A 24,554-nucleotide genomic window follows, 5' to 3' on the forward strand; every position below is an offset into this window, starting at 1 on the left:
CCATTTTTCACCCGCTGTGACGTCGCGGGTCGTCACCCGCCCGGGAGTCTCGCGGACCGGGACGCCGCGAGCACCTCAACACCGAGGAGTCCCCTGCCGTACACCTACCGTATCGCGCGAGGGGGGCCTTGCCGCAAGACCCCCTCCGTACCGCAGAATGCGGGGTCCCGAGCCGAGCCCATGCCCCTTTGACCTGTGGAGTTGACGCGTGCCCACCACCCGGACCGACATTTTCGACCTTTCCGAAGCCAGGACCGCCAAGGCCGATCCCGCCCTTATCGGTACCGACCAGGCTCAGTTGCGGATCATCGCAGAACGCCTGAGCGAGCAGGTCACCGCCACCTCCGACCAACTCGCGACCGAGCGCAGATCCCCCGGTGGTGGTGTGCAAGCGGCGTTGGAGCGTGATCAGCGGGTGCACCGCCTGACCACCCGACTCAGGCTCCTGTACCGGTACGGGATGGACCTATGCCTGGGCCGGATGGTGCGCGCGGGCGATACCGGTCCGGTCTACATCGGCCGCATCGGCTTGACCGACCAGAGTGGCGAGGTCCTGATGGTCGACTGGCGCGCACCGGCGGCAGAACCGTTCTTCGCCGCCACCCACGCCAACCCGATGGGGCTGACGAGCCGGCGGCGCTACCGCTGGAGTGCGGGGAGGATCACCGACTACTGGGATGAGGTCTTCGCTCCCGGTGCGCTGCAGGGGCACGCGGCCCTGGATGATCAGTCGGCCTTCATCGCCAGCCTGGGGACGAGCCGCACCGGAGCGATGCCCGATGTGCTCAGCACGATCCAGGGCGACCAGGACGCGATCATCCGGGCCGGATCGCGCGGCCCGCTCGTGGTCGACGGAGGACCCGGCACCGGGAAGACGGTGGTGGCTCTGCACCGGGCGGCCTACCTGCTCTATTCCGACCCCCGGCTGGGCGTTGGTAGTGGCGGAGTGCTGGTGGTCGGCCCGCACCAGCCCTACCTGTCCTACGTCGCCGATGTGCTGCCCAGCCTCGGGGAGGAGGGTGTGCTCACCTGCACGCTGACCGACCTCGCCGGTGCGCGCGAACACACCCCGGCAGAGAGCGACCCGGTGGTGGCCGGCCTGAAGGCCTCGGGACAGATGGCCGGGGCGATCGAGAAGGCGGTGGCCTTCTACGAGCAGCCCCCCACCGAGTCGCTGGAGGTGTCGACCTCGTGGGCCGACGTCCAGGTGACCGATGTCGACTGGGCGGAGGCCTTTGCTGCGCCGGATCCGGGCACCCCGCACAATGAGGCCCGCGAACACGTGTGGGACGCGCTGGTGCAGTTCCTGATCGATCAGCACGATAGTGAGGTGCCCACGGACCTGGTACGCCGGGAGGTGTCCCGGGATACCGAACTGACCGCCACGCTGAATCACGCGTGGCCGCTGCTCGGTGCCTCGGACCTGATCGGCGATCTCTGGTCGGTTCCGGCTTACCTACGCTTGTGTGCCCCGTGGCTCGCGCCAGAGCAGATTCGCGCGCTCCAGCGCCAGGACCCGCACGCCTGGACCCAGTCCGATCTGCCGTTGCTGGATGCGGCGCGGCACCGGCTCGGTGAGGCAGGTGATGCTCGACGCCGGCGGCGACAGTCAGCGGCCGCCCAGGCGGAACGTGACCAGATGGATGCCGTCGTGACCGAACTCATCGCCGCCGATCACGACGGCGAGAGTGTGATGACGATGCTGCACGGGGAGGACCTGCGCGACGCGTTGGTCCAGGACGCGGCCGATGGCGTCGCCGGTGCAGACCGGCTCGCCGGACCGTTCGCACACATCGTGGTCGATGAGGCGCAGGAGTTGACCGAGGCCCAGTGGCAGATGCTGCTTCGCCGGTGCCCCTCACGTAGTTTCACCATCGCGGGCGACCGTGCCCAAGCCAGGGACGGGTTCACCGAGTCGTGGTCCCAGCGCCTGCACCGCGCGGGCTTGGGTGAGGCCAGGATCGCGACGTTGAGACTCAACTACCGCACCCCGGTCGAGGTGATGTCCTATGCCGAGCCGGTGATCCGGGAGGTGCTTCCCGATGCCAATGTGCCCCGCTCGGTGCGCAGCAACGGTCTGCCGGTGCGGCACGGACATACCTCGGAACTACAGGCGATCCTGCAGGAGTGGGCCGCCGCTCACGCCGAGGGGGTCGGATGCGTCATCAGCACACGTCCCCCTTCCCCTCCCCTGCCCCGCAGGGTGCACTCCGTGACTCCCGAGTTGGCCAAAGGCCTCGAGTTCGACCTGGTGGTGCTGATCAACCCCGAGGGGTTCGGCATCGGCGTGCAGGGCGGGGTGGACCGCTATGTCGCGATGACCCGCGCGACCCAGCAACTGGTCGTTCTCACCGACTCCGCACCCTGACCCGGCGTAAGCACCTCAGGCCGCGGCGGCGGCCAGGCGAGCGGGGGTCTCGTCGTCGAACTCGGCGAAGAACTGCCCGACCCGCTCGGTGAGTTCGTTCATGCCGTCGCAGGCGAACAGGATTGGTTGGTACTTGCTGATGTCGTAGTCCAGCGTGGCCATCAGATGGAAGTCGAGCGGGCGCACATCCGCGCCGCGGAACTCCTCGATCTCCCCGTAGGAGGACAACAGGCCGGCTCCGTAGCAGCGCAGTTCGCCGTCTTCGTACATGACCCCGAACTCGATGGTGAACCAGAACACGTCGGCAACGTACTGCAGCCCATTCTCGGTCTCACACCGCCGGGCCGCCTCTCCGGCCAGGCGCTTGACCTCGGCAACCTGCGGGGAGGCGAGCAGGTTCCCGTGGCCGACGACCTCGTGGATGATGTCCGGTTCGGGTGTGTACAACGGTTGGGAGGAGTGCCGGAGGTACTGGGTGGAGTGAAACACCCGATCCGCCAGGGACCCGTAGAAGACGTCCAGGGGCACCAGCCCGGCGGCCGGATGCAGCCGGAAGCCGGTGAGCCGCTCCAGGCCGGCTGAGACCTCGTCCAACTGCGGCACCCGGTCGGTGGGTAGCCCCAGCGCTTCCTTTCCCTCCAGGAAGGCCCGCACTGCGAGGCGTTCATGCTTGGGTGCCAACTCCGCGCAGACCCGGGCCCAGATCTGGTTCTCCTCATCGGTGTAGTCCACCTGTGGGATCGGCATCCCGGGCTCCCAGGTCATCACCGGGGCAGCGATCTCGTTACGACGACGGCGGTACTCCGGATCGTTCACGCCGGGGTGGTTATCGGCCAGGTGCACCTGGACACCGTTCTCATCGGTGGTCACGGGGGCGTAGAGCTGTGCTTCTTCGAACATGTCGCCGTTGTACCCCGATGTGACGTGAAGCACCACCAGATCTTGCGTAAAGTATCGAAAGTGGGAACACGTGTACCCATCGATGAGGTGGATCGACAGATCCTTACATCGCTGCGCCTGGACGGTCGCCGCACCTTCACCGACCTGGGCCGGGAGTTGGGGCTGTCCACGCCTACGGTCAAACGTCGGGTGGACCGGCTCGAGGCGCGCGGGGTGATCCGCGGATATGCGGCGGTGGTGGATTCCACGATCAGCGGTCAGGGTATCGAGGCGATCGTGGAGGTCTACTGCGCCGAGCGCACGGCTCCCCGGGACGTGCTGGCCGCTGTGCAGCACCTGCCAGAGGTGCTCAGCGCCGTGACCGTCTCCGGTGATCCCGACGCGGTGCTGCGCGTCCAGGTCGACGGCGTCCGGCACCTGGAGCGGGTGGTGGAGAACCTGCGCCGCCACGAGATGGTGATCCGCACCCGCACGATGGTGATCCTGTCGGTGTTGGTCGACCGGCCCACGGGTCTGAACGGGTCCTGACCCGGCCGAGCCCACCGGCTCCCGAACGGGGCAGCCACGAATTTGCTGATGAGACCCCTGGTCCGGGAGGTTCCCGCTAGCATCGGAACCGGGAAGGCGGACCAGGATTCGGTCGGACCCTGCAGGCGAAGGCGAGGTGCAGGTGGTGGCCATGGGTGCCATGCTTGAACGCGACGCCGCCCTACGCGCACTGCGCAGGACCGTCGACGTCGCCGCCGACGGTCGTGGATCGGTGGCCATCGTGGCCGGTGAACTCGGCATGGGCAAGACGATGCTCGTGTCGAGTTTCGCGCCCACGACCGATGCCGAGGTCTACTGGGGCACTTGTGATGACCTGTCCACATCCCGACCATTCGGGCCGTTCTGGGATATCGCCGCGCAGGCGCCGTGGGGTTTACAGTCCATGCTCGACGCCGGCGACCCTCCGTATCGACTGCACACCCGGGTTCTGGACGAGCTGGCCGCCGCCGAGCGACCGACGGTGATCGTGATCGAGGACATCCACTGGGCGGACGACGCCACCATCGATGCCATCACCGTCCTCGGGCGCCGCATCGCCGACCTGCCCGCTGTGCTCGTGCTGACATTGCGATCCGGAGAGGCAGCCCCCGACCACCCGGTGCAGTCGGCGTTGGGCGTGCTGCACCGTCTCGCCGCGGTGCGTGTGGAACTGCCCCCGTTGTCACGTGCCGCCGTGGCCAGGCTCAGCGGCGAGGAGAACGCCGACTGGGTCTATGACGTAACCGGCGGCAACCCCTTCTTCGTCACAGAGTTGGTCGCTGACCTTCCCGGTGATCTGCCGCAGTCGGTCACGAGTGCGATCCTGGGGCGCTGTGCCCGGCTCGATCCGTCTTCACGCCATCTGGTTGAACTGGTCTCGGTTGCGCCGACACGTCTTCCTATCGCCGCCCTCGACGCCGCCCTGCCTGAGTGGACGGCAGCAGCGGAGGCGCCCGAACGTCTTCGGCTGTTGACCCTCGAGCCGACGCACGTGCGTTTCCGGCACGAACTCATCCGTCGCGCGGTCCACTCGAGCCTGACCGCCACCCGCCGACGTCACCTGCACGCGCAGGTCCTGGAAGCGCTTCTGGCCACCGGAGGCGCCGCAGCCGACATCGTTCACCATGCAGAGGCAGCCGGGAGCACCTACGCGGCTGCCTCGCATGCCCTGGCCGCGGCCCGCGAGGCGACCGCACTGGAATCACATCGCGAGGCGTTCGAGTACTACCGCCGCGCCGCTGAGTTCGCCCACGAGTTCCCCATCGGTGACCGGGCCGGCCTGTACGAGGCGTACGCCGAGGAGGCATGTCACGTCGGAGACCTGAGCGAAGCATTCAACGCCTCGGACCGTGCGATCGCGTTGCACCGCGAACACGGCGACGTGCGTGGGGTCGGGCGGTGCAAGACCGCCCGGGCCCGCTTCAACTGGTTGGCGGGTGACAGCCGTGCGGCCTGGGAACAAGCCCAGGGCGCAATCGCGGTGCTCGAGCCGCTCGGCGCCACCACCGAACTGGCCTCCGCGCACAGTCAGCTGTGCGACCTGGCCACGCGCTCCGGGAACTCCGAGCAGACGCAACGTAGCGGCCACCGGGCCGTGCGGCTGGCCGAGGAACTGGGCAACGAGGACGCCAAATGGCGCGCGCTGGTCGCGATGGCGGCGATGGGTATGCAACTCAACCCAGCCGAGGCGAGCACCCTGCACGGTGTGATCGACGGTGCGCGCCGGGCCGGTGCGCACGACACGGTCATGAACGGCCTGGTTGCGCTCGCCTTCTTCAATCTGGGGTGGGTGCGACCTCATGCGGCACTTCGCAGCATCACACAGGGCCTGGCACTGGTCGAGGAGCGTCAGCGCGATGTCTTCAGGGACCACTTCGAGACTCTGCTCGCCTGGCTGAAGGCACGATCGGGACACTTCGATGAGGCGCGGGCCCTTGCCGAGCGTGTGATCGAGAGACGGGCCAGCAGCACGATCGCGGGCCTACAGGCCCAGACCGTGCTCGCCGAGGTCGCGGTGCGGCGCGGCGACGATGACGCCGCCGGACGCCTGAGCGATCTGATCACCCTGGTCGACGAAGCAGGCGAACCCAAGTTGTCGGGTCCGGTGCTCGAACTCGAGATCGAATGGGCCCTCACCCATAGACGCACTCCCCCGGTGAGCAGGACCGAACAGGTGCTGGCAAGGATCGCCCGGGAAACCGCAGTCGAGGGCTTCCTCGGCGCTCGCCTTGCCGCCTGGGCCACGGTCGTGGGGGTTCCTGTTGACTATCACGGGGTCGCGCCCCTGCCGCACGCCGCCATGATCCGGCAGGCATGGCACGATGCCGCCCACGCATTCGAGGCTCAGGGCTGGCGCTATGACCAGGCCTTGCTGCTGTCCATGAGCGATAGGGAAGCCGAGTTGGCTACCGCGGTGCACATCACGCAGAAGTTGGGTGCGAAACCGCTGGAGGCGCACCTGCGCCGCAAGATGCGTGCCCACGGCATGACCGTGCGGCGTGGCCCGGTTCGCTCCACGCGCGCCAATCCAGCAGGTCTGACCGAGCGGCAGGCCGAGGTGCTGGCGCTGCTGGCACAGAATCTGACCAACGCCGAGATCGGTGCCCGATTGGCGGTGTCACAACGGACCATCGAGCACCACGTGGCCGCCATCCTGACCGGACTTGCCGTCGGCAACCGGCGCGCGGCCGTACGCCGCGCGATCGACCTAGGGGTGTTGAGCCCCTCGCCTGAGTAGGCCGCGCCCGGCGGGTCAGCAGATATGGGTGGGGCCGCCGGGAAAAATAGGGGCGAGGCACCGATGCGCAGTCACCGTGGTCCTCGTAGCGTCGGGTGCCCACACACTCGCGAAGGGAGCCACGCGTGACTACCACCACCGACAACGGCATCGACGTCGAGCGACTCGGCGCCACGATCGATGCGATCAAGGACGACCCACAGTTGGCCACGTTCACGTTCCGAGCACGGAGCAACTGGGAGGAGGGCACCCACAACATTGGAGAGATCTCCACGTTCACCCACGCAGGGGAGACCGACGAGAGCCGCTCGGCGTCGTTCGTGCTGCACGGTGACGAGCCACCGGTCCTGCTCGGCTCCAACAAGGGGGCCAACGCGGTAGAACTGCTTCTGCAGGCCCTCGCCTTCTGTTACGCCGTGGGATACGTCGCGAACGCGGCAGCCCAAGGTATCCACATCACCCGGATGGAGTACGAGGTGGAAGGCGAACTGGACGTGCGGCCCTTCCTCGGTCTCGAGGGCGCCCGGCCCGGATTCACCGCGATCCGTGCGCATGGCCGTGTGTCGAGCCCCAATGCCGGCCAGGAGCAACTGCAAGCGCTGTGCCAGTACGTGCAGGACACCTCTCCGGTGCGCGATTGCCTGGCCAACGCCGTTCCGGTCGAGACCACCCTCGACGTGATCTGAGGAGGGGACATGAGCACTGTTCGCCACGCGCGCATCGACGTCGATGAGTTGACCACCCGGGTTCAGGCGATGTACCGGGCGGTGGCCCAGGATCCCGACTCCGAGTTCCATTTCGAGCTAGGTCGGCCACTCGCGGACCGGCTGGGCTATCCGGCCGAGATTCTCGATCAAGTTCCCACGGGGGCCGTCGAGTCATTCGCCGGCGTTGGGTACTTCTTCTCCCTGGCCGATCTCGGCGACGGAGAATCGGTCATCGACTTGGGATCGGGGTCGGGGATGGACTCCTTCTTCGCCGCCGTGCAGGTTGGCCCGGGCGGACGGGTCGTCGGCGTCGACATGACACCCGAGCAACTGGACAAGGCCGAGCGCCTGCGGGCGGCCGCGGCATTCGGCCACGTCACCTTCCGCTCCGGCAGGATCGAGCAACTGCCGTACGGAGACGGCAGTTTCGATGCGGTGATCTCCAACGGCGTGATCAACCTTGCGCCGGACAAGCCACGGGTCTTCGCCGAGGCAGCTCGCGTACTCCGCCCCGGGGGCCGCTTGGCGGTGGCGGACATCGTCACCGAAACCACCTTGACCGACGCCATCGTCGACGACGTCGAACTGTGGGCTTCGTGTATCGGTGGCGCCCCCCAGGAGGATGCCTACCTCGCCGCCATCGAGGACGCAGGCCTGCGGGTCGAGATGGTCACGACCAACCCATACCGGTTCCTGTCCGACCAGGCCCGTGGCGCGAGCGACCGGTTCGGCGTCAAGAGCGTCTGTGTCTTGGCCAGGCAACCCGAATAGGTCCCGGCCATCCGGCGCAACGCGGGAATCGCCGCAGCGACCCCGCGTCAGGTGACGCCTCGCCCCCCGCCTCGTTCGTACGCCGGGCTCTCTTGAGCGCGGCAACCCGGGCGACGGCGAGGGCGATTCCGGTACCGGTGGCCACGGTGAGCCAGGCGACGACCTCGGGCGTGACCGGGACCAGTAGGCGCATGGGAAACACTCGCCCGCTCGCGCCACTGATCAGCAAGGGCAACGCCGCCAGGAGCAGCGCCGGGGTGAGCAACCGGAGGACGCCGAGCCAGCGCAGCCACCTCGGACCGCGGACGCGACGATGCGCCCACCGGTCCCGACGACGGATGCTGCGAACACGCAGTAGCAGGCCGATGGTCATCCCCACCGCGACGAGTCCGATCAACCGCCAGTGGGTCATCAGGTGGGTGGGTGGCGGCTCGCCGACCAGGAGGGCGACGAGACCCTCCTTGATGCGCGTGACGTCGCCGAAGGCGTGGTTGGCGTTGGCGAGCAGAACAAGACCGTGTCCGGTCTCGGGCAGCAGCACCTGCTCCGCATGGAAGGTCATTGCGACACCGGTGTGTTCCAGCGCCGGGTGCGCACCGAAGGTGGTGATCACCCAGCCCATCGCATAGGTGGAATCTACGTGTGCCGGGGGCCTGTGCGAGAGTCGGAGGCTGTCGGCTCCCAGCACGCGTTGGCCGTGCGCAGCGCCCGCGTTGCCATGCACCGGCAGCCACCGGGCGAGGTCAGCAGCGGTCGTGACGATTCCGGCGGAGCCCGCCACGTACCCCTCGGGTTCGGCGCGGGGCACGGCCGCCCCGAACAGGGCGACATGACCTTGCGCGAGGCTTGGCGTTGCCGATACCGCGTCCTCGGCCCGGGTGAGGCTCACAGTGTCGACCATCCCCAGCGGGGTGAAGATCTCCCGCTGCAGATAGGAATCGAATTCCTCCCCGCTGGCCACTTCGACGAGTCGCGCGAGGACGTCGTAGTTGCGGTTGAAGTAGTCGAACTCCTCTCCCGGACCCGTGCTGGGCCGGGCGCTGGCCAGTTCGGCGAGGCGTTCGGCTGGGCTGTGCTGATCGAGCCGCCACAAGCCCGGAAATCCCGGGTCGCTCAGGCCGCTGGTGTGGTGCAGCAGGTGGCGGACGGTGATCCTTCCTGCAGCCGAGTCATCGACGAGGGTGAAGTCCGGCAGGTAGCGACGCACCGGCTCGTCCAGATCCACCGCGTCCCGCTCTACCTGCTGGAGCACGGCTACCGCCGTGAACGCCTTGCTCAGGGAAGCCACGCGCATCGGCGTGTCCGCCGTCATCGGCCGGCCCCCGCCGGCGGTGCCGTATCCGCCGAGGTGCAGCACGTCCTCTCCCTGGGTGACCGCTACCGCCAGACCGGGTAGTGGGCTGCGGTCCACCTGGTCCTGAAGGTAGGCATCGATCTCGGGAGAGATCGACTGCGCACCGGCCGACGTCGGGGATGCCAGGCTCGCGAGCGCGGCCGCCACTGCGGCGACCGCGACCAGAATCGCGCCGGCCGGACGCCGGCGAGAGTCCGGGCTGCGGATCAACCGCTCACGCCCGGCCTTGCGCACAGCGGCGGTCGCGCGGCAGTCGGACTTCGGGTGGGCCCAGAGGGACTCGAACCCCCGACGCCCGCGGTGTAAACGCGGTGCTCTAACCAACTGAGCTATGGGCCCTGGCAGACCAAGGTTACCGCTACTCGCCCGCACCGGTGATCTCGACCTTGCCCGCCAGCAGTGCTTCCACGTCCACTCCTGCCTCGCGCAGCATCGGCAGCACGACGGACTCCTCCTTCTCCATCCGCAGCGCGAACAGCAGTACCAGGCTGCGGGCCGCCAGGGCAGCCTGCAGCCCGGTCGAGGCCTGCTCCATGTGTTCGACCAGGGCCAGGATCGCCCTGTGGTCCAGATCCATGGCGGCGACCAGCGCATGCGCTCCCACGCCGCGGGCGGTGCCGTAAAGCACCGTCTGCTCGGCCTCGAGGTGCTCGGCCACCTCGCCGCGCAGGTAACTCACGAAGGCATCACGGGGCCCGGCAAAGTCCGCACCGGTCACCACGGTGCGGATGAGCTCGGTCTCCAGGATCGTCAGTTCGGCCCACAACTCGCTGTGATGCTCATGGGCAGCATCGGTCATGGTGCCCAGAACCTGATCGGTATCCGGGATGGGGTCGGACACTGTCATCGCCTCCTCGGCCTCGGCTGGTACCGCCCTCCCATTCTGACAACTCGAGTTGTATCAACGCCAGAGGGGTGCACCCGAACCCGGCTCAGGTGTGCCGGTTCACCTTCGGCTCCGGTAGCGGCGGCTCGTGTTCGGAGCCCTCCCGCTCCAGCAGGTCCAGTGCCTCGGCGATCGCCCGGTCGAGTTGCGGATCGGCGGCACCGAAGAAGTCGGCCGGAGTGTGTACGACCTCGATGTCGGGGTCCACGCCGTGGTTCTCCATCCCCCAGCCCTTACCCTTCATCCAGGTCGCATACCGGGGCTGCGTGACGGTGGTGCCATCGACCAGGTCGAAGCGGCCATCGATGCCGACCACTCCGCCCCAGGTGCGCATCCCGACCACCGGCCCGATACCCATCGCCTGGGCCGCGGCGTTGACGATGTCGCCATCGGATCCGGAGTGCTCATTGGCCACCAGCACCACCGGGCCCCGGGGTGCGTGCGCCGGGTAGGTGCTCGCCCGGGCATGGTGCCGGCCGGTGCCCCAGGAGACCACCTTGGCGGCCAGCCGGGCCACGACCAACTGGCTGGTGTGCCCGCCGCGGTTGTATCGCACATCGGCGATCAGAGCCTCGGCCCGGCTGGCAATCCGCAGGTCGCGGTGCAGTTGCGCCCATCCGTAGCTCATCATGTCCGGCACGTGCAGGTAGCCGAGGCGCCCGTCGGAGTGTTCGGCCACGTACTCGCGCCTGGACCGGACCCAATCCTGGTAGCGCAGTACCTCCTCATCGCCCAGGGGCACCACGACGACCCGTCGATCCGAGCCATCGCGCCGCAGGATCAACTCCACCGGCTTGTCCGCCGCCCCGACCAGTCCGCGCGCCGGGCCGGCGTGGCGGTCCACCGGTCGCCCGTCCACCGCCACGATCACATCACCTGCGCGCGCATCGACCCCGGCTGCCCGCAGGGGTGAGCGCGCATCGGGCTCGCTGGACTCCCCCGGCAGGACCCGGTCGATCCGCCAGCCATCCGCGGCCGGGGTCAGGTCGGCGCCGAGCAGTCCCAGTTTGCGCTCCTGCGCTCCGGGCGGCTCGGTGGGCATGACGTAGGCGTGGGAGGTGTTGAGTTCGGCCACCGTCTCCCAGAGCAGGTCCACCAGGTCATCGTGGCTGCGCAGCCGGTCCACCAGGGGCCGGTACCGCGCGACCACACCGGCCCAGTCCACCCCGTCCATGTCCGCGCGCCAGAAGTGATCGCGCATCAACCGGGCGTTCTCATCGAACATCTGCTGCCACTCGGCCGCCGGGTCCACCTGCCACCGCAGTCGCTTCAGATCGACGCTGACCTTGGCCTGATCATCCTCCTCCTCCACCTTCCGGTCCGCGGGCACCACGGTGACCTCGTCCTTGTGCCGCACCACCAGGCGCTCACCGTCACCGGAGACGGCGTAGGAGTCCACCTTGTCCACGATGGTGGTGACCTTGCGGGTCTCGAAGGTCCACAGTTGCAGGGTGTCGGCAGCCGGCTCACCGGCCACCCCGGCACGGCGGCTACCCAGCACGCCAGCCTCCCCGGCCACGCTGATCCACACCACTCCGCCCTTGACGGCGCGCAGGTCCTTGTAGGTTCCCGAGGGCACCGGGAACGGGGTGATCCGCTCCTCGGCCCCGGCGGCGTCGAGGTCCGGGCTGGGCGGAGCAGCCGGCGCCCCGGTGACCTGCTCACGAGGGCCGGCTGCGCCGTCGTCGTCCTCCGTACCCTCCTGTGCGCCTACGCCCCCGGCGCCGCTCTGCCCAACCGCACCGGTCTGCCCAGCGGCACCGGCCTTGGAGACGCGCCACCCGTCGGCGCTCGGGCCGAACGGCGCCGGTTCGGTGGCCGCCAGCGGAATCAACCACGGCCGGGTAGACCCGGTGAAGGACAACGCGAACTCGTGATTGTCATAGGCTGGGTCGAACGTGCGGTCGGACAGGAACACCACGTACTTGCCATCGGCGCTGAAGACCGGGCTGTGGTCGTGGAACCGGCCCGAGGTCAACTTGTGCACCTGCCCATCGCCGTGCAGGTCGACCAGGCGCAGTGCGTGCAGGCTGGCCTCATCGGCGGTGGGCACCGTCCACATCAAGTAGCGCCCGTCCGGGGAGAAACTGGGCGTGGTGGCCTCACCCTGCTCCGAATGCCCCAGGTCTCGCACCGAGGCATCGGCGAGGGTGACCAGCCGGATCGCGCCGTCGTGGGAGATGACGGCCACGCGCTGCCCGGCCGGATCGCTGGCCAGGTGCAGGACGCGGCCCAGTTGCCCGGTGGCCAGCCGCTGCGGGTCGGTGGTGCCGGTGAGGTCGCGCACCTCCAGGCAGTCCTCCCCCGCCACGTCGCTGGCCATCACCGCCTTGCCGGTCCGGCCCAACAGCCTCGGTTCGCGCACGCGTACTCCGGCATCGGCCGCGATCGCCCGGGCCGGTCCCTCCCGGTGGCTGAGCCAGAAGGCGTTGCCCCGCCAGGCCACCAGGGAGGCGTCCCCGCCGTGGTCGGGCACCAAGGCGTCGAGGTTCTTGGTGGGTTCGGCCTCGAACGCCACCGGCGCTGCGCCCGGGAGCGACAGGTTCACCTTGACCGGGTCGCCGTCCAGATCGTCCAGTAGCCACACATCGCCCCGGCTGGACCACACGATGGAGGCGCCGTCGGTGGCGGCATCGCGCACGTAGCCCTCATCGATCCCCTGATGGGTGATCTGGCGCGGATGCCCCCGCCCGGGAGTGTCCCAGGCCCACAGGTTCGCCTGCTCATCGGCGGCGTCGGGGAAGGTTGCGGCCATGTCGGAGACGAACAGCAACGCCTCACCCCGCCACATCGGGTCGGTCAGCGGCGCGGTCTCATCGGGCAGCAGGCGCTGCCACTGCCCGTCGCCGGCATCCAGCCACAGCCGGGCGGCGGTGCCGCCCCGGTAGCGCTTCCAGTGCGCGGCCGAACGCCCGGCCGGGGTGCTGATCACCGCAGCACCGTCCGGGTGTAGCGCCACTCCCCCGGCCGGACCGTACCGCAGGCGCTCCACCCCGCCGTCCAGGTCCACCGCCCTGACCACCAGGTGGCGCATGTTCGCCTCACCGGCGTTGGAGGCCACCAGCACCCTGTCCTCACCGGTCCAGCCGAGCACCATGGTGTTGCTGCCGCCCCACCAGGTGAGCCGGCGTGCGCTGCCCCCGGCCAGGTCGATGACCATGACCTCCGGGTGCCCGTCCCGGTGGGAGACGAAGGCGATGTGGGACCCGTCCGGGGAGAACCGCGGCCGGCTCACCGGCGCCCGGTCATTGGTCAGGCGCCAGGCCCGGCCGCCACTGATACCACCCAGCCAGACATCGTCGGCAGCGACGAAGGTCAGTGAGTCGTGATGGACATGAGGGAATCTCAGATATGCCGAACCCATACCGTCAACGTAACCGCCCCCACGGGCCGGTGTCGCCGGCTTTACTGCATCGCGGGATAGCGCCACGAGTCGCCCCGCGGCATTGGACCTGCGGCATTGGACCCGCCGGGCTCAATCCGTTGCGCTCGGTTCCTGCTTCCGCGACGAGTGCGTCCCGCGCCACTGTCCCCGCTCGATCAGCACATCCTTGAGCACCTCGGGCCGGTCGGTGATGATCGCATCCACCCCCAGGTCCAGCAACGAATGCATGGTGGGTGCCTCATCGATCGTCCAGGCGTGTACCTGCAGGTTCTGTCGCTTGGCCGCTCGCACCGTGCGGGGGGTCAGCACCCGCCTGCCCCGGTAGCGGATCGGTACCTGCAGGCAGAGCGCGCCGGAGCGGGCAGCCCTGGTGGCCGCCGGACCGACCCCGTAACCGATGCCCATCGACTCCCTCGGTGAGGTTGAGGTGGCCAGCTGGGGGCGCTCGCGCCGCACCAGGTTCAGCCGGGTGCTGCTGAAGGAGCCGATGAGGACGCGGTGGTAGGCCTGGAACTCATCGAGCACGCCGAGCATCGGCTCGAGCACGTCATCGGTCTTGACGTCGATGTTGAACCGGGTGTCCGGGAATGCCTCCAGCACCTCCGCGAGGGAGGGGATCGTCTCCCCCCCGAGCGTGCGCAGCGAGCGAATCTGCTCGCCGGACAACTCTCCGAACAGGCGCTCCTGCCCGACCACTCGCACCAGGTCGTCGTCGTGGAAGCAGAACGCCTCGCCGTCGGCGCTGGCGCGTACGTCGGTCTCGAGGTAGTCGTAGCCCAGTTCCACCGCGTTGGCGAAAGCCTTGATCGTGTTCTCGTTGCCGGCATTCGGCGCATACCCGGCACCGCCCCGGTGGGCCATCGCCAGCGGTGGGTGGTCCAGGTACCGCCCACCGACCGGGGCCACCTGCCTCTGGCGGGGAGTCAACGGACGACGACGGCGCGGGGCGGCCGCGCTCACGGCTCCTCCACCCGGGCCGCGGCCAGGGCGCGCACGGCGTCGACGTGCTCAGTGAGGGAGCGGGTGCGGCCCGGGGGGCTCAGCGTGCTCCAGACGATCGCGCCACCGGCGTCGATCAACACACTCCCCCGCCCGGCGTGACCGGCCTCGTCGTCGAACGCGCCGTAGGCCTCGGCCACCTGGCCGTGCGGCCAGAAGTCCGAGAGCAGGGTGAGTCCGAAGCCCTCCTGGTCCCCCCACGCCCGCAGGCTGTGTAGGGGATCGCAGGAGATGGCCAACACCGCGGCGTCCAGTGCGGCGAAGGTGTCCAGCTGCTCGTTCAGGCCGGTCAGTTCCTGGTGGCACAACCGGGAGAAGGCGAACGGGAAGAACACCAGCAGCACCGGGGCGCCGCGCAGAGCGGACAACTGAACCGGCGTGCCGTGGGTGTCCGGAAGTGTGAAGTCGGGGGCGACCCGGCCCGGAGCGGCGAGGTCGAAAGGATGAATCGTGGTCTTGGTCCTACTCACCACGGCACCATCTCACGATCAGCGGCCCCGGCTGCGCGTCACCAGCCGCATCCCGGTCCAGTCCGGCGCTGCCGAGATGGCACTGGTGGCGTGCAGCCCCGCGGTGGAGGCAGCCTCCTCCACGTCTGCCGGGGCCACGTGCCCGTCCCGGCCGGGCTTGGGTACCAGGACCCAGATCAGGGCCCCGTCCTCCAGGGTGGTCATCGCATCGAGGACCAGGTCGGTCAGATCAGCGGTGTCGCCGTCGTCCGCGCGCCACCACACGATGGCGGCATCGGTGACGTCGTCGTAGAGTTCATCGGCCAGTTCCGAGCCGATGACGGATTCCAGTTCCTGGCGCACACCGGTGTCGACGTCGTCGTCGTACCCGAACTCCTGCACCACCTGACCGGGGTTCACACCAAACCGGGAGCGTACGTTTCCCGTGGCCTCTCCCACGTTCCCTGCTCTCCTCTCCGTCCCCTCCCGGGGTTTCGACAGCGGTGCCGGGTGGCACCGTTCGCACCCCTGAGTGTAGGGGTCGCCGGTGTCGGTCAGGTCACATCCGGGTTCTGGCATGAGGCGCCCCGCATCGCGCAACAATAGGATCGCAAGAGCACGCAGAACGTGTGGGCCTGGCCCGTACAGGCCAACCGAGCCCGTGCGCCGCAGCCCTGGCGTACGGAGAAATGAGTTTCCCGTGACTGCACGCAACACTTCCGGACCCTTGATCAACGGCATGCTGAGCCAGGTGCCGGACATCGATGCCGAGGAGACCGGGGAGTGGCTGGAATCCCTGGACGGCCTCATCGAGGACCGCGGCGGCCCGCGGGCCCGCTACATCCTGCTGAACCTGCTCAAGCGCGCCCGCGAGCATGGCCTGGCCATCCCCTCGGCCACCACCACCCCGTACATCAACACCATCGGTGTCGAGGACGAGCCGTACTTTCCCGGCGATGAGGTGGTCGAGCGTCGATATCGCTCCTACCTGCGCTGGAACTCGGCGGTGATGGTCACCCGCGCCCAGCGTCCCGGTATCGCCGTGGGCGGCCACATCTCCTCCTACGCCTCGGTGGCCACCCTGTACGAGGTGGGGTTGAACCACTTCTTTCGCGGCAAGGACCACCCCGGCGGCGGGGACCAGATCTACTTCCAAGGTCACGCCGCCCCCGGCATGTACGCCCGCGCCTTCCTCGAGGGCCGGATGGACGAGCACGGCCTGGACGGGTTCCGTCAGGAACTGTCCCATCCCGGCGGGGGCCTGCCCTCCTACCCCCACCCGCGGCATCAGCCCGACTTCTGGGAGTTCCCCACCGTCTCGATGGGGCTGGGCCCCGCCTCGGCGATCTACCAGGCGTGGGTGAACCGCTACACGCACCTGCGGGAGATCAAGGACACCTCCCAGCAGCACGTGTGGGCCTTCCTCGGCGATGGCGAGATGGACGAGCCGGAATCGCGTGGCATGCTGCAACTGGCCGCGAACCAGGGGCTGGACAACCTGACCTTCGTGATCAACTGCAACCTGCAGCGTCTTGATGGGCCGGTGCGCGGCAACGGCAAGATCATCCAGGAACTGGAGGCCTTCTTCCGGGGTGCCGGCTGGAACGTCATCAAGGTGGTCTGGGGCCGCGAGTGGGACTCGCTGCTGGAGGCGGACAAGGACCGCGCCCTGGTCAACCTGATGAACAACACCCCCGACGGTGACTACCAGACCTACCGGGCCGAGAACGGTGCGTTCATCCGCGAGCACTTCTTCGGCCGCGACCCGCGCACCAAGGCGTTGGTGGAGAACCTCTCCGACGACGACATCTGGGCGCTCAAGCGCGGCGGCCACGACTACCGCAAGCTCTACGCCGCCTACAGCGCTGCGGTGAACCACACCGGCCAGCCCACCGTGATCCTGGCCCACACCATCAAGGGGTACGGACTGGGCTCGGCGTTCGCCGCCCGTAACGCCACCCACCAGATGAAGCAGCTGAAGGAGAACGACCTCAAGCTGCTCCGGGACTCGCTGCGGATCCCGATCACCGATGAGGAGATCGAGAAGGATCCGCACCTGCCCCCGTACTACCACCCCGGGATGGACGCACCCGAGATCGAGTACATGCTGGAGCGCCGCCGCGAACTGGGCGGCTTCCTGCCCGAGCGGCGCTCGAAGTACACCCCGGTGACCCTGCCCGGGGACAAGGCCTACGCACGTCTGGCCAAGGGCTCGGGCAACCAGGAGGTCGCCACCACGATGGCGCTGGTGCAGTTGTTCAAGGACCTGCTGCGGGACAAGGAGTTCGGTAAGCGGATCGTGCCGATCATCCCGGACGAGGCGCGCACGTTCGGACTTGACTCGATCTTCCCCTCACTGAAGATCTTCAACACCGGCGGTCAGCACTACCTGTCCGTGGACCGGGACCTGCTGCTGTCCTACAAGGAGTCCGAGGCCGGCGGCCTGCTGCACACCGGCATCAACGAGGCCGGTTCGGCGGCGGCTTTCCAGGCCGTGGGCACCTCCTACGCCACCCATGGCGAGGTCATGGTGCCGTTCTACTTCTACTACTCCATGTTCGGGTTCCAGCGCACCGGTGACCAGTTCTGGGCCGCCGGGGACCAACTCACCCGCGGGTTCCTGATCGGGGCCACTGCCGGACGCACCACGCTGACCGGTGAGGGCCTGCAGCACGCCGACGGGCACTCCCCCATCCTGGCCTCGACCAACCCGGCGGTGGTCTCCTACGACCCGGCCTACGGGTACGAGATCCGGCACATCGTCCGGGACGGCCTGGAGCGGATGTACGGCGAGAGCGACGACCGCGACCCGGACGTCATCTACTACCTCACCGTCTACAACGAGCCCATGCTGCAGCCGGCCGAGCCGGAGGGCGTGGACGTGGAGGGCATCCTCCGCGGTATCCACCGCCTGGCAGAGCCCGACGACGGCGACGGGCCCGAGGCGCAGATCCTCGCCTCGGGGGTGGCGGTGCCGTGGGCCCTGGAAGCCCGCCGGATCCTCGCCGAGGACTGGGGCGTGCGCGCCGGGGTGTGGTCGGTGACCAGTTGGACCGAGTTGCGGCGGGATGGGTTGGCCGCGGAACGTCAGGCATTCATCAACCCCGACGAGGAGCAGCCCACCCCCTACCTGGTGACCAAACTCGACGGCACCGAGGGACCATTCGTGGGCGTGACCGACTACGACTTCCAGTTGCCCGACCAGATCCGGGCCTGGGTACCCGGGGACTACTGGACGCTGGGAGCCGATGGGTTCGGCTTCTCCGACACCCGCCCCGCAGTGCGCCGGCACTTCCTGATCGACACCGAGTCCATCGTGACCCGGACCCTGCAGGCGTTGGCAGCCCGGGGGGAGGTCGACGCCGACGCACCCAAGAAGGCCCTGGACAAGTACAACCTGCTGGACGTCACCGCCGGCTCCACCGGCACCGCAGGGGGCGACGCCTGAGGCATCGTGTGCAGGGCCGGGACGGCTCGGCCGACACGGCGCAGGCCCCGGAACCTTGATGGTCCGGGGCCTGCGCCGCGCCAGCCGGGTGGTCAGTCCGTCCGCTCGGACCGCGCCTCGGCGGCGGCCACGAACGGCTCCAACTCAGCCACCACGGCAGTGGTGCCGGGCTGCTCGGTGCCGTACTCGGCCAGATTGCGCAGGTGCTCCCGGGCGGCGGTGGCCCGCCCGGCGTCCAGGGCCGCCTGTACCACCTGGCGGCCCGCCTCCGGGCTCTGCTGGGCCGGGGACCAGTACCCGACCCCCAGCGACAGTGCCTCGGCGGGCAGATCCGCGCCCCGCAGCATCTTGATCCCCTCCTCGAGCGCACGCCCGCTCCGATCCCGCTCACACGCGGTCCCGAGTCTGCGCAGCGCGCCCTCATGATCATCCTCCAGGGACAGCCGGGCCAGCTCGATCAACGGGTACCAGGCCCGCGGGTTGCCGGCCAGTTCCTCCGCCAGCGCCCAGTGCGAGGCATCGCTGCGTGCCTGCACGTCAGCCTCGGCATGCGCGGCGATCAGCGGGTCCGGGTGCTCGGTGCTCTCGGTGCGCCGCCGCACGAGCTCGGCCAGCTGCGCGAAGGCCTCAAGGTCGTTCGGGTCGGCGTCCAACCGTTCCCGCAGCGCGCCCTCCTGCTCCACCACAGGCTCCCCTGGCGCAACTCCACCGCCACCCTTGCCGGTGCGTGTGGAGGATCCACGCGCGCCCTTGCCGCGCAGGTAGTCGGACAGCCGATCGAGGATTCCCATGTAGTGGAGGATAACGGTGATGTCGTTTGTGGGCTTCCCACAAAGGCGGGTCGTATCCTCGCTGCATGCCCCGCGACCCGAAACCGACCATCGCTCCCGGTGCGACCGAACAGATGGTGCGCCGCCTACGCACCGGCTCGGACCTGCTCACCTCGGCCGCGATGCGCCGTCTCGATGCCGAACTCACCTGGTACCGGGAACTGCAGGCCGAGGACCGCTCCTGGATCGGGCTGGTGGCCCAGTCCGGCATCGCCAACTTCATCTCCTGGTACGAGAATCCCGACTCTGGTTCCTACAACGCCGCAGAGATCTTCCGTGCCGCGCCGCCAGAACTGGCCCGGTCCATCTCCTTGCAGCACACCCTGCAGTTGGTGCGCATCGTGGTAGAGACGGTCGAGGAGCACGCGGAGCAACTCGCCCCCACCGGGCAGTTCCGCCAACTGCGTGAAGCCGTGCTGGTCTACTCCCGCGAGGTGGCCTTCTCCGCAGCCGATGTCTACGCCCGGGCGGCTGAGACCCGCGGGGCCTGGGATGCCCGGTTGGAGGCGCTGGTGGTGGACTCCCTGCTGCGCGGTGACCCCGATGACTCCCTGCACTCCCGTGTGGCTGCCCTCGGTTGGGCCGGTACCGGGAGCACCCTCGTGATGGTCGGGACCACCGACGGACCGGTCGACGACGTGCGGGCAGCGGACCTGCGTCGCGCGGCCCGACGTGCCGCCCAGGACGCACTGGTCGGTGTGCAGGGTGACCGGCTGATCGTGGTGCTGGGCGGGACCGGCAACCTTCGCGAGCAGGCCGGCACGCTGCTGGGCCGGTTCGGTCCGGGTCCGGTGGTGATAGGGCCGCTGGTGGGCGAACTCGCTGAGGCGGGACGCTCGGCCCGGGCCGCACTGTCCACGCTGCACGCGGTGCACGCCTGGCCGGGGGCGCCACGCCCGGTGATGGCCGACGAACTGCTCCCCGAGCGAGTCCTGATGGGTGATCCCGATGCGCACCGCACCCTGCTCACCGATGTCTACGCGCCGTTGCTGGGAGTGGGTGGCCCACTGCTGGAGACGTTGTCGACCTACCTGAACGAGGGCCGGTCACTGGAGGCCACCGCCCGGCAGTTGTATGTTCACCCCAACACGGTGCGGTACCGGCTGCGGCGCATCAGCACGATCACCGGATGGGAACCCACCGACGCCCGGGAGGGGTTCGTGCTGCAGATCGCGATCGCGTTGGGGCGACTGGACGAAAGCAGCGGCGGAACCGCCCTGTCTGCCTAGCAGTCATCGGAGGCGTCCTTTCATGTACGAGGACTCGACTCGTACAACGTGCGCTCCCATTTCAGTACACGTACATGTGCCACGCCCCACAGCAGGATGTGGCGCACACCACTGCGTCGGCGCACAGGTCCGCTAGGTTTGTCGCAATGCCACAAACACGACTGATGAGGTTGGTGCGTTCCATCGTCCGCACCACCGGGTCCGCGAGGGAAAGGTGTGAGAAGTGATCGCACTCCTGTGTCCTGGCCAAGGAGCCCAGAAGCCCGGCATGCTCACCCCCTGGGTGAAGACCGAGGTGACTGCGGACCTCCTGGCGGAGTTCAGCACCACCAGCAACGTGGATCTGGCGACGCTGGGGGGCACCGCCGATGCCGAGACCATCAAGGACACCGCGCTGGCGCAACCGCTGATCGTGGCCGCGTCCCTGCTGGCCCTGGAGCGGCTCACCCAGGCTCTGGGACCGGTGGCCCAGTGGGCCGATGCCGTGGCCGGTCACTCGGTCGGGGAGTTCGCGGCGGTGGCCGCTGCCGGCGTGCTCGAGCCCGCCGAAGCCGTCCGCCTGGTCGCCACCCGCGGGCGGGCGATGGCCGAGGCCGCTGCCCAACGGCCCACCGGGATGGCCGCGGTGGTGGGCGGGACGCCCGAGGACGTCAGCACCGCCCTGGCCGGCGCGGGACTGGTGGGAGCCAATATCAATGGCGGTGGGCAGGTCGTGGCAGCCGGCACCACCGAGGCGATCACGAAGCTGCAGCAGAGTCCTCCGGCCGGCGCGCGGGTGATTCCCCTTGCCGTCGCCGGGGCATTCCATACCGAGCACATGGCCGGCGCAACCGCACCGGTCGGCGCCGCCATCGCCGGACTCCGGCCCGAGGACCCCGAGATCACGCTGCTGTCCAACGCCGACGGGCAGCCGGTGACCGAGGGACGCGAGGCCCTTGCCCGCCTCGTCGCACAGATCACCGCCCCGGTGCGGTGGGACCTGTGCCAGGACTATCTGCGTGAGGCGGGGGTGCGCCTGGTGATCGAGTTGGCTCCCGGCGGTGTCCTCACCGGACTGGCCCGGCGCACCCTTCCCGGCGTGCAGACCGTGGCGATCAAGACCCCCGATGACATCGAGGCCGCCGTGGCCGCGGTGCAGTCCGCCAAGGAGAGCCGATGACCACGATGCTGCAGTCCGCGCCGGTGACCGCCACCCAGATCCTGGCCGTGGGCGGCGCCCGCGGCGACCGGGTGGTTCCGAACGAGGAGATCATCGGTCCGATCAACTCCTCCGACGAGTGGATCCGTCAGCGCACCGGCATCGCCTCGCGCGTCTACGCCAGCCAGAGCGTGCTGGAACTGGCCCACGAGGCTGCCCGGGACGTCCTGACCAAAGCGGGGATGAGTGGGGCCGACATCGACACCGTGCTGGTCTCCACCGTGACGCACTTCGAGCAGACCCCGTCCCTGGCCGCCCTGCTGGCCAGCCGGATCGGCGCCGCTCCCGCCCCCGCGTTCGACATCTCCGCGGCCTGCGCCGGGTACTGCTACGGCATCGCCCAGGCCGACGCCCTGGTGCGGGCCGGAACCGCCCGTCACGTGCTCGTGGTGGGAGTGGAGAAGATGAGCGACTTCATCGACCCCACCGACCGGACCATCTCCTTCCTGCTCGGCGACGGGGCGGGCGCAGCGATCGTGGGTCCCTCCGAGACCGCCAGGATCGGTCCGACGATCTGGGGCAGCGACGGCGGTCAGGCCTCGGCGATCTACCAGACCCACTCCTGGCTGGACTACCGGCGCGCCGAGATGGGCCAGGAGGTCCCCGAAACCGCTGAGACGGCCGAGGAGGTCTCCACCATGGAGAGCCCGACGCTGCGCCAGCAGGGGCCCACCGTGTTCAAGTGGGTGATCTCCACGATGCCCGGAATCGCTCGCCGGGCCGTGGAGGCCGCCGGGCTGGAACTGGCCGACATCGATGTGTTCGTGCCGCACCAGGCCAACATGCGCATCACCGACCAACTGCTGAAGTTGCTGAAATTGCGCGAGGACGTGGTGGTGGGTCGCGACATTGCCGACACCGGCAACACCTCCGCGGCCTCCATCCCGCTGGCCACCGAACGGCTGCTCCGCGAAGGCCGGGCCAAGAGCGGGGACGTCGCTCTACAGATCGGCTTCGGTGCCGGCCTGGTATACGCCGCCCAGGTCGTGGTTCTACCCTGAGCAGCAGCGGCCGGAGCAACACCGGGCGCGGGTCCACACCGATCGGTGCGCACTGCACCAGACTTCATCACTGCACAACCAACGTCACACAACCGAGGTAGAAGGAGAAACAATGGCGCACAGCGAAGAGGACATCCTGGCCGGTCTGGCCGAGATCGTGAACGAGGAGACCGGCCTGGACACCGACGCGGTGCAGCCGGACAAGTCCTTCACCGACGACCTCGACATCGACTCGCTGTCCATGATGACGATCGTCACCCTGGCTGAGGAGAAGTTCGAGGTCCGCATCCCCGACGAGGAGGTCAAGAACCTGACCACCGTCGGTGACGCGGTCAAGTACATCAGCGCCAACCAGGGCTGACCCGACCGGGTCGGACCCGGTGCAGGCCCTCCGGGGCCCGATCGGCACCACGCCGATGTCGCACCACCTCCGCCGGGCGCATCAATCCATGTGCGCCCGGCGGCAGCACCTCACAGTTCCAGATGAACCACCGGCAGCGTGAAGGGGAGTACCAGTGAGCGAGCAGACCGAGGTCGTCGTCACCGGATTGGGCGCCACCACCCCACTGGGCGGAGACGTACCCAGCACCTGGGAGGCGGCCCTGGCCGGACGATCCGGCGTGCGCACCCTCGAGCAGGACTGGGTCGGCGAACTGGAGTTGCCGGTCACCTTCGCGGGCCAACTGGCCGTCCCGGCCCAGGAGGTACTTCCCCGCCCGCAGATCCGGCGAATGGACCCCAGCGCGCAGTACGCCCTCATTGCGGCGCGGGAGGCATGGGCCGACGCCGGCACCCCCGACGTGCCCGGAGAGCGGCTCGGTACGGTGATCGCCTCCGGGATCGGTGGGGTGTGGACCCTGCTCAGCGCCTGGGACACCCTGAAGGAGAAGGGTGTGCGCCGGGTGCTGCCGCTGACCGTGCCGATGCTGATGCCCAACTCCCCCGCCGCCTACGTCTCCTTGGAACTGGGCGCCCGGGCCGGCGCGCACACACCCGTCTCTGCCTGCGCTTCCGGTGCCGAGGCGATCGGTTACGGGCTGAACATGATCCGCACGGGCCGGGCAGACGTCGTCGTCGTCGGTGGCACCGAGGCTGCCATCCACCCGCTGCCGATCGCGGCATTCGCCAAGATGCAGGCCCTCTCCACCCGTAACGACGATCCGGCAGGAGCCTCGCGTCCCTATGACACCGACCGGGACGGCTTCGTGCTCGGTGAGGGCGCCGGGGTGCTCGTGCTGGAGAGCGCCGAGCACGCCCGCGCCCGGGGGGCCAAGGTGTATGCGCGCATCGCCGGGGTCGGCATGACGGCCGATGCCTATGACATCGCTCCGCCCGACCCCACCGGCGCCGGGCAGGCACGCGCCACCGAACTCGGCCTGGCCGACGCCGATGTCCAAGCCGCCCAGGTGGTCCACGTCAACGCCCACGCCACCTCCACCCCAGCCGGGGACGGCGTCGAGGCCGCTGCCATCCGCCGCGTGCTTGGCGCCCACACCGACCATGTCGCCGTCTCCGGCACCAAGTCCATGACCGGGCACCTGCTCGGTGGCGCCGGCGCACTGGAGTCGATCTTCACGATCCTGGCGGTCAAGCACCGGCAGGCACCGCCGACGATCAACATCAACGAAGTCGATCCCGGGATCGATATCGATGTGGTGCGCGACCACCCCCGCGGACTTCCCGCCGGTGACATCGCGGCGCTGAACAACGCCTTCGGCTTCGGCGGCCACAACGTCACCCTTGTGGTCACGTCGGTCTGAGCGC

General features: G+C 69.0%; 19 protein-coding genes and 1 tRNA gene. 11 read left to right on the forward strand and 9 right to left on the reverse strand.

Features of this window, described 5'->3' with window-relative positions; genetic code table 11:
* Window positions 1-208 precede the first annotated feature (208 nt).
* A complete protein-coding gene (helR, locus tag ACO0LV_RS01680; RefSeq protein WP_424786125.1) occupies window positions 209-2,368 on the forward strand; it encodes an RNA polymerase recycling motor ATPase HelR in 2,160 nt (719 codons plus the stop codon).
* 15 nt (window positions 2,369-2,383) lie between these two features.
* On the opposite strand, the gene ACO0LV_RS01685 is transcribed toward helR, so the two are convergent.
* Entirely contained in the window at window positions 2,384-3,268 is an 885-nt protein-coding gene (locus ACO0LV_RS01685; RefSeq protein ID WP_424786126.1) for a phenylalanine 4-monooxygenase, read from the reverse strand.
* Window positions 3,269-3,328: 60 nt separating this feature from the next.
* On the opposite strand from ACO0LV_RS01685, the gene ACO0LV_RS01690 reads away from it, so the two are divergent.
* The 4 genes from ACO0LV_RS01690 (at window position 3,329) to ACO0LV_RS01705 (ending at window position 8,011) form a co-directional block, all read left to right on the forward strand.
* Window positions 3,329-3,796, forward strand: coding sequence for an Lrp/AsnC family transcriptional regulator (locus tag ACO0LV_RS01690; protein WP_424786127.1), 468 nt, complete (start codon window positions 3,329-3,331; stop codon window positions 3,794-3,796).
* A 151-nt stretch (window positions 3,797-3,947) separates the two neighbouring features.
* Window positions 3,948-6,533, forward strand: a complete 2,586-nt coding sequence (locus tag ACO0LV_RS01695; RefSeq protein WP_424786128.1) for an ATP-binding protein — start codon at window positions 3,948-3,950, stop codon at window positions 6,531-6,533.
* A gap of 125 nt (window positions 6,534-6,658) precedes the next feature.
* Window positions 6,659-7,219 carry an OsmC family protein gene (locus ACO0LV_RS01700; RefSeq protein ID WP_424786129.1) on the forward strand — a complete coding sequence of 187 codons (561 nt, stop codon included), beginning with the start codon at window positions 6,659-6,661 and terminating at the stop codon, window positions 7,217-7,219.
* A gap of 9 nt (window positions 7,220-7,228) precedes the next feature.
* The gene (locus tag ACO0LV_RS01705) at window positions 7,229-8,011 is read left to right on the forward strand and encodes a methyltransferase domain-containing protein (protein ID WP_424786130.1); all 783 of its coding nucleotides are present in this window, start codon (window positions 7,229-7,231) and stop codon (window positions 8,009-8,011) included.
* On the opposite strand, the gene ACO0LV_RS01710 is transcribed toward ACO0LV_RS01705, so the two are convergent.
* The 7 genes from ACO0LV_RS01710 to ACO0LV_RS01740 all read right to left on the reverse strand — a co-directional run bounded on the left by ACO0LV_RS01710 (window position 7,974) and on the right by ACO0LV_RS01740 (window position 15,543).
* The gene (locus ACO0LV_RS01710) at window positions 7,974-9,599 is read right to left on the reverse strand and encodes a serine hydrolase domain-containing protein (protein WP_424786131.1); all 1,626 of its coding nucleotides are present in this window, start codon (window positions 9,597-9,599) and stop codon (window positions 7,974-7,976) included. The genes ACO0LV_RS01705 and ACO0LV_RS01710 overlap by 38 nt on opposite strands.
* A 31-nt stretch (window positions 9,600-9,630) precedes the next feature.
* Window positions 9,631-9,704: transfer RNA gene (locus ACO0LV_RS01715), tRNA-Val, on the reverse strand.
* Between the two features lie 19 nt (window positions 9,705-9,723).
* Window positions 9,724-10,212 carry a hemerythrin domain-containing protein gene (locus ACO0LV_RS01720; protein WP_424786132.1) on the reverse strand — a complete coding sequence of 163 codons (489 nt, stop codon included), beginning with the start codon at window positions 10,210-10,212 and terminating at the stop codon, window positions 9,724-9,726.
* Between the two features lie 85 nt (window positions 10,213-10,297).
* A complete protein-coding gene (locus tag ACO0LV_RS01725; protein ID WP_424786133.1) occupies window positions 10,298-13,615 on the reverse strand; it encodes a S41 family peptidase in 3,318 nt (1,105 codons plus the stop codon).
* Between the two features lie 111 nt (window positions 13,616-13,726).
* The gene (locus tag ACO0LV_RS01730) at window positions 13,727-14,596 is read right to left on the reverse strand and encodes a glycerophosphodiester phosphodiesterase family protein (protein WP_424786134.1); all 870 of its coding nucleotides are present in this window, start codon (window positions 14,594-14,596) and stop codon (window positions 13,727-13,729) included.
* On the reverse strand, window positions 14,593-15,105 hold the full coding sequence (locus ACO0LV_RS01735; RefSeq protein WP_424786135.1) for a redoxin domain-containing protein: 513 nt from the start codon (window positions 15,103-15,105) through the stop codon (window positions 14,593-14,595). The genes ACO0LV_RS01730 and ACO0LV_RS01735 overlap by 4 nt, the downstream gene beginning before the upstream one ends.
* Before the next feature lie 18 nt (window positions 15,106-15,123).
* A complete protein-coding gene (locus tag ACO0LV_RS01740) occupies window positions 15,124-15,543 on the reverse strand; it encodes a DUF3052 domain-containing protein (RefSeq protein WP_424786136.1) in 420 nt (139 codons plus the stop codon).
* 280 nt (window positions 15,544-15,823) lie between these two features.
* Between ACO0LV_RS01740 and aceE the strand changes: the two genes are divergently transcribed.
* On the forward strand, window positions 15,824-18,532 hold the full coding sequence (gene aceE, locus ACO0LV_RS01745; protein ID WP_424786274.1) for a pyruvate dehydrogenase (acetyl-transferring), homodimeric type: 2,709 nt from the start codon (window positions 15,824-15,826) through the stop codon (window positions 18,530-18,532).
* 92 nt (window positions 18,533-18,624) lie between these two features.
* Here the strand turns inward: aceE and ACO0LV_RS01750 are convergent, their stop codons facing one another.
* Entirely contained in the window at window positions 18,625-19,323 is a 699-nt protein-coding gene (locus ACO0LV_RS01750) for a hypothetical protein (RefSeq protein WP_424786137.1), read from the reverse strand.
* Between the two features lie 65 nt (window positions 19,324-19,388).
* On the opposite strand from ACO0LV_RS01750, the gene ACO0LV_RS01755 reads away from it, so the two are divergent.
* From ACO0LV_RS01755 to ACO0LV_RS01775, 5 genes are all read left to right on the forward strand, one after another.
* Complete coding sequence (locus ACO0LV_RS01755; RefSeq protein WP_424786138.1) at window positions 19,389-20,591, forward strand: PucR family transcriptional regulator; 1,203 nt, start codon at window positions 19,389-19,391, stop codon at window positions 20,589-20,591.
* A 223-nt stretch (window positions 20,592-20,814) separates the two neighbouring features.
* Complete coding sequence (locus tag ACO0LV_RS01760; RefSeq protein ID WP_424786139.1) at window positions 20,815-21,750, forward strand: ACP S-malonyltransferase; 936 nt, start codon at window positions 20,815-20,817, stop codon at window positions 21,748-21,750.
* The gene (locus tag ACO0LV_RS01765; RefSeq protein WP_424786140.1) at window positions 21,747-22,790 is read left to right on the forward strand and encodes a beta-ketoacyl-ACP synthase III; all 1,044 of its coding nucleotides are present in this window, start codon (window positions 21,747-21,749) and stop codon (window positions 22,788-22,790) included. Before ACO0LV_RS01760 ends, ACO0LV_RS01765 begins: the two co-directional genes overlap by 4 nt.
* Window positions 22,791-22,902: 112 nt before the next feature.
* Window positions 22,903-23,151 (forward strand): acyl carrier protein, encoded by a 249-nt coding sequence (locus ACO0LV_RS01770; RefSeq protein WP_424786141.1) that lies wholly within the window; start codon window positions 22,903-22,905, stop codon window positions 23,149-23,151.
* A gap of 154 nt (window positions 23,152-23,305) precedes the next feature.
* Entirely contained in the window at window positions 23,306-24,550 is a 1,245-nt protein-coding gene (locus tag ACO0LV_RS01775) for a beta-ketoacyl-[acyl-carrier-protein] synthase family protein (RefSeq protein ID WP_424786142.1), read from the forward strand.
* Window positions 24,551-24,554 lie beyond the last annotated feature (4 nt).

It is taken from the genome of Pseudactinotalea sp. Z1739 (genome assembly GCF_049725055.1).
Taxonomy (GTDB): domain Bacteria; phylum Actinomycetota; class Actinomycetes; order Actinomycetales; family Beutenbergiaceae; genus CALKWS01.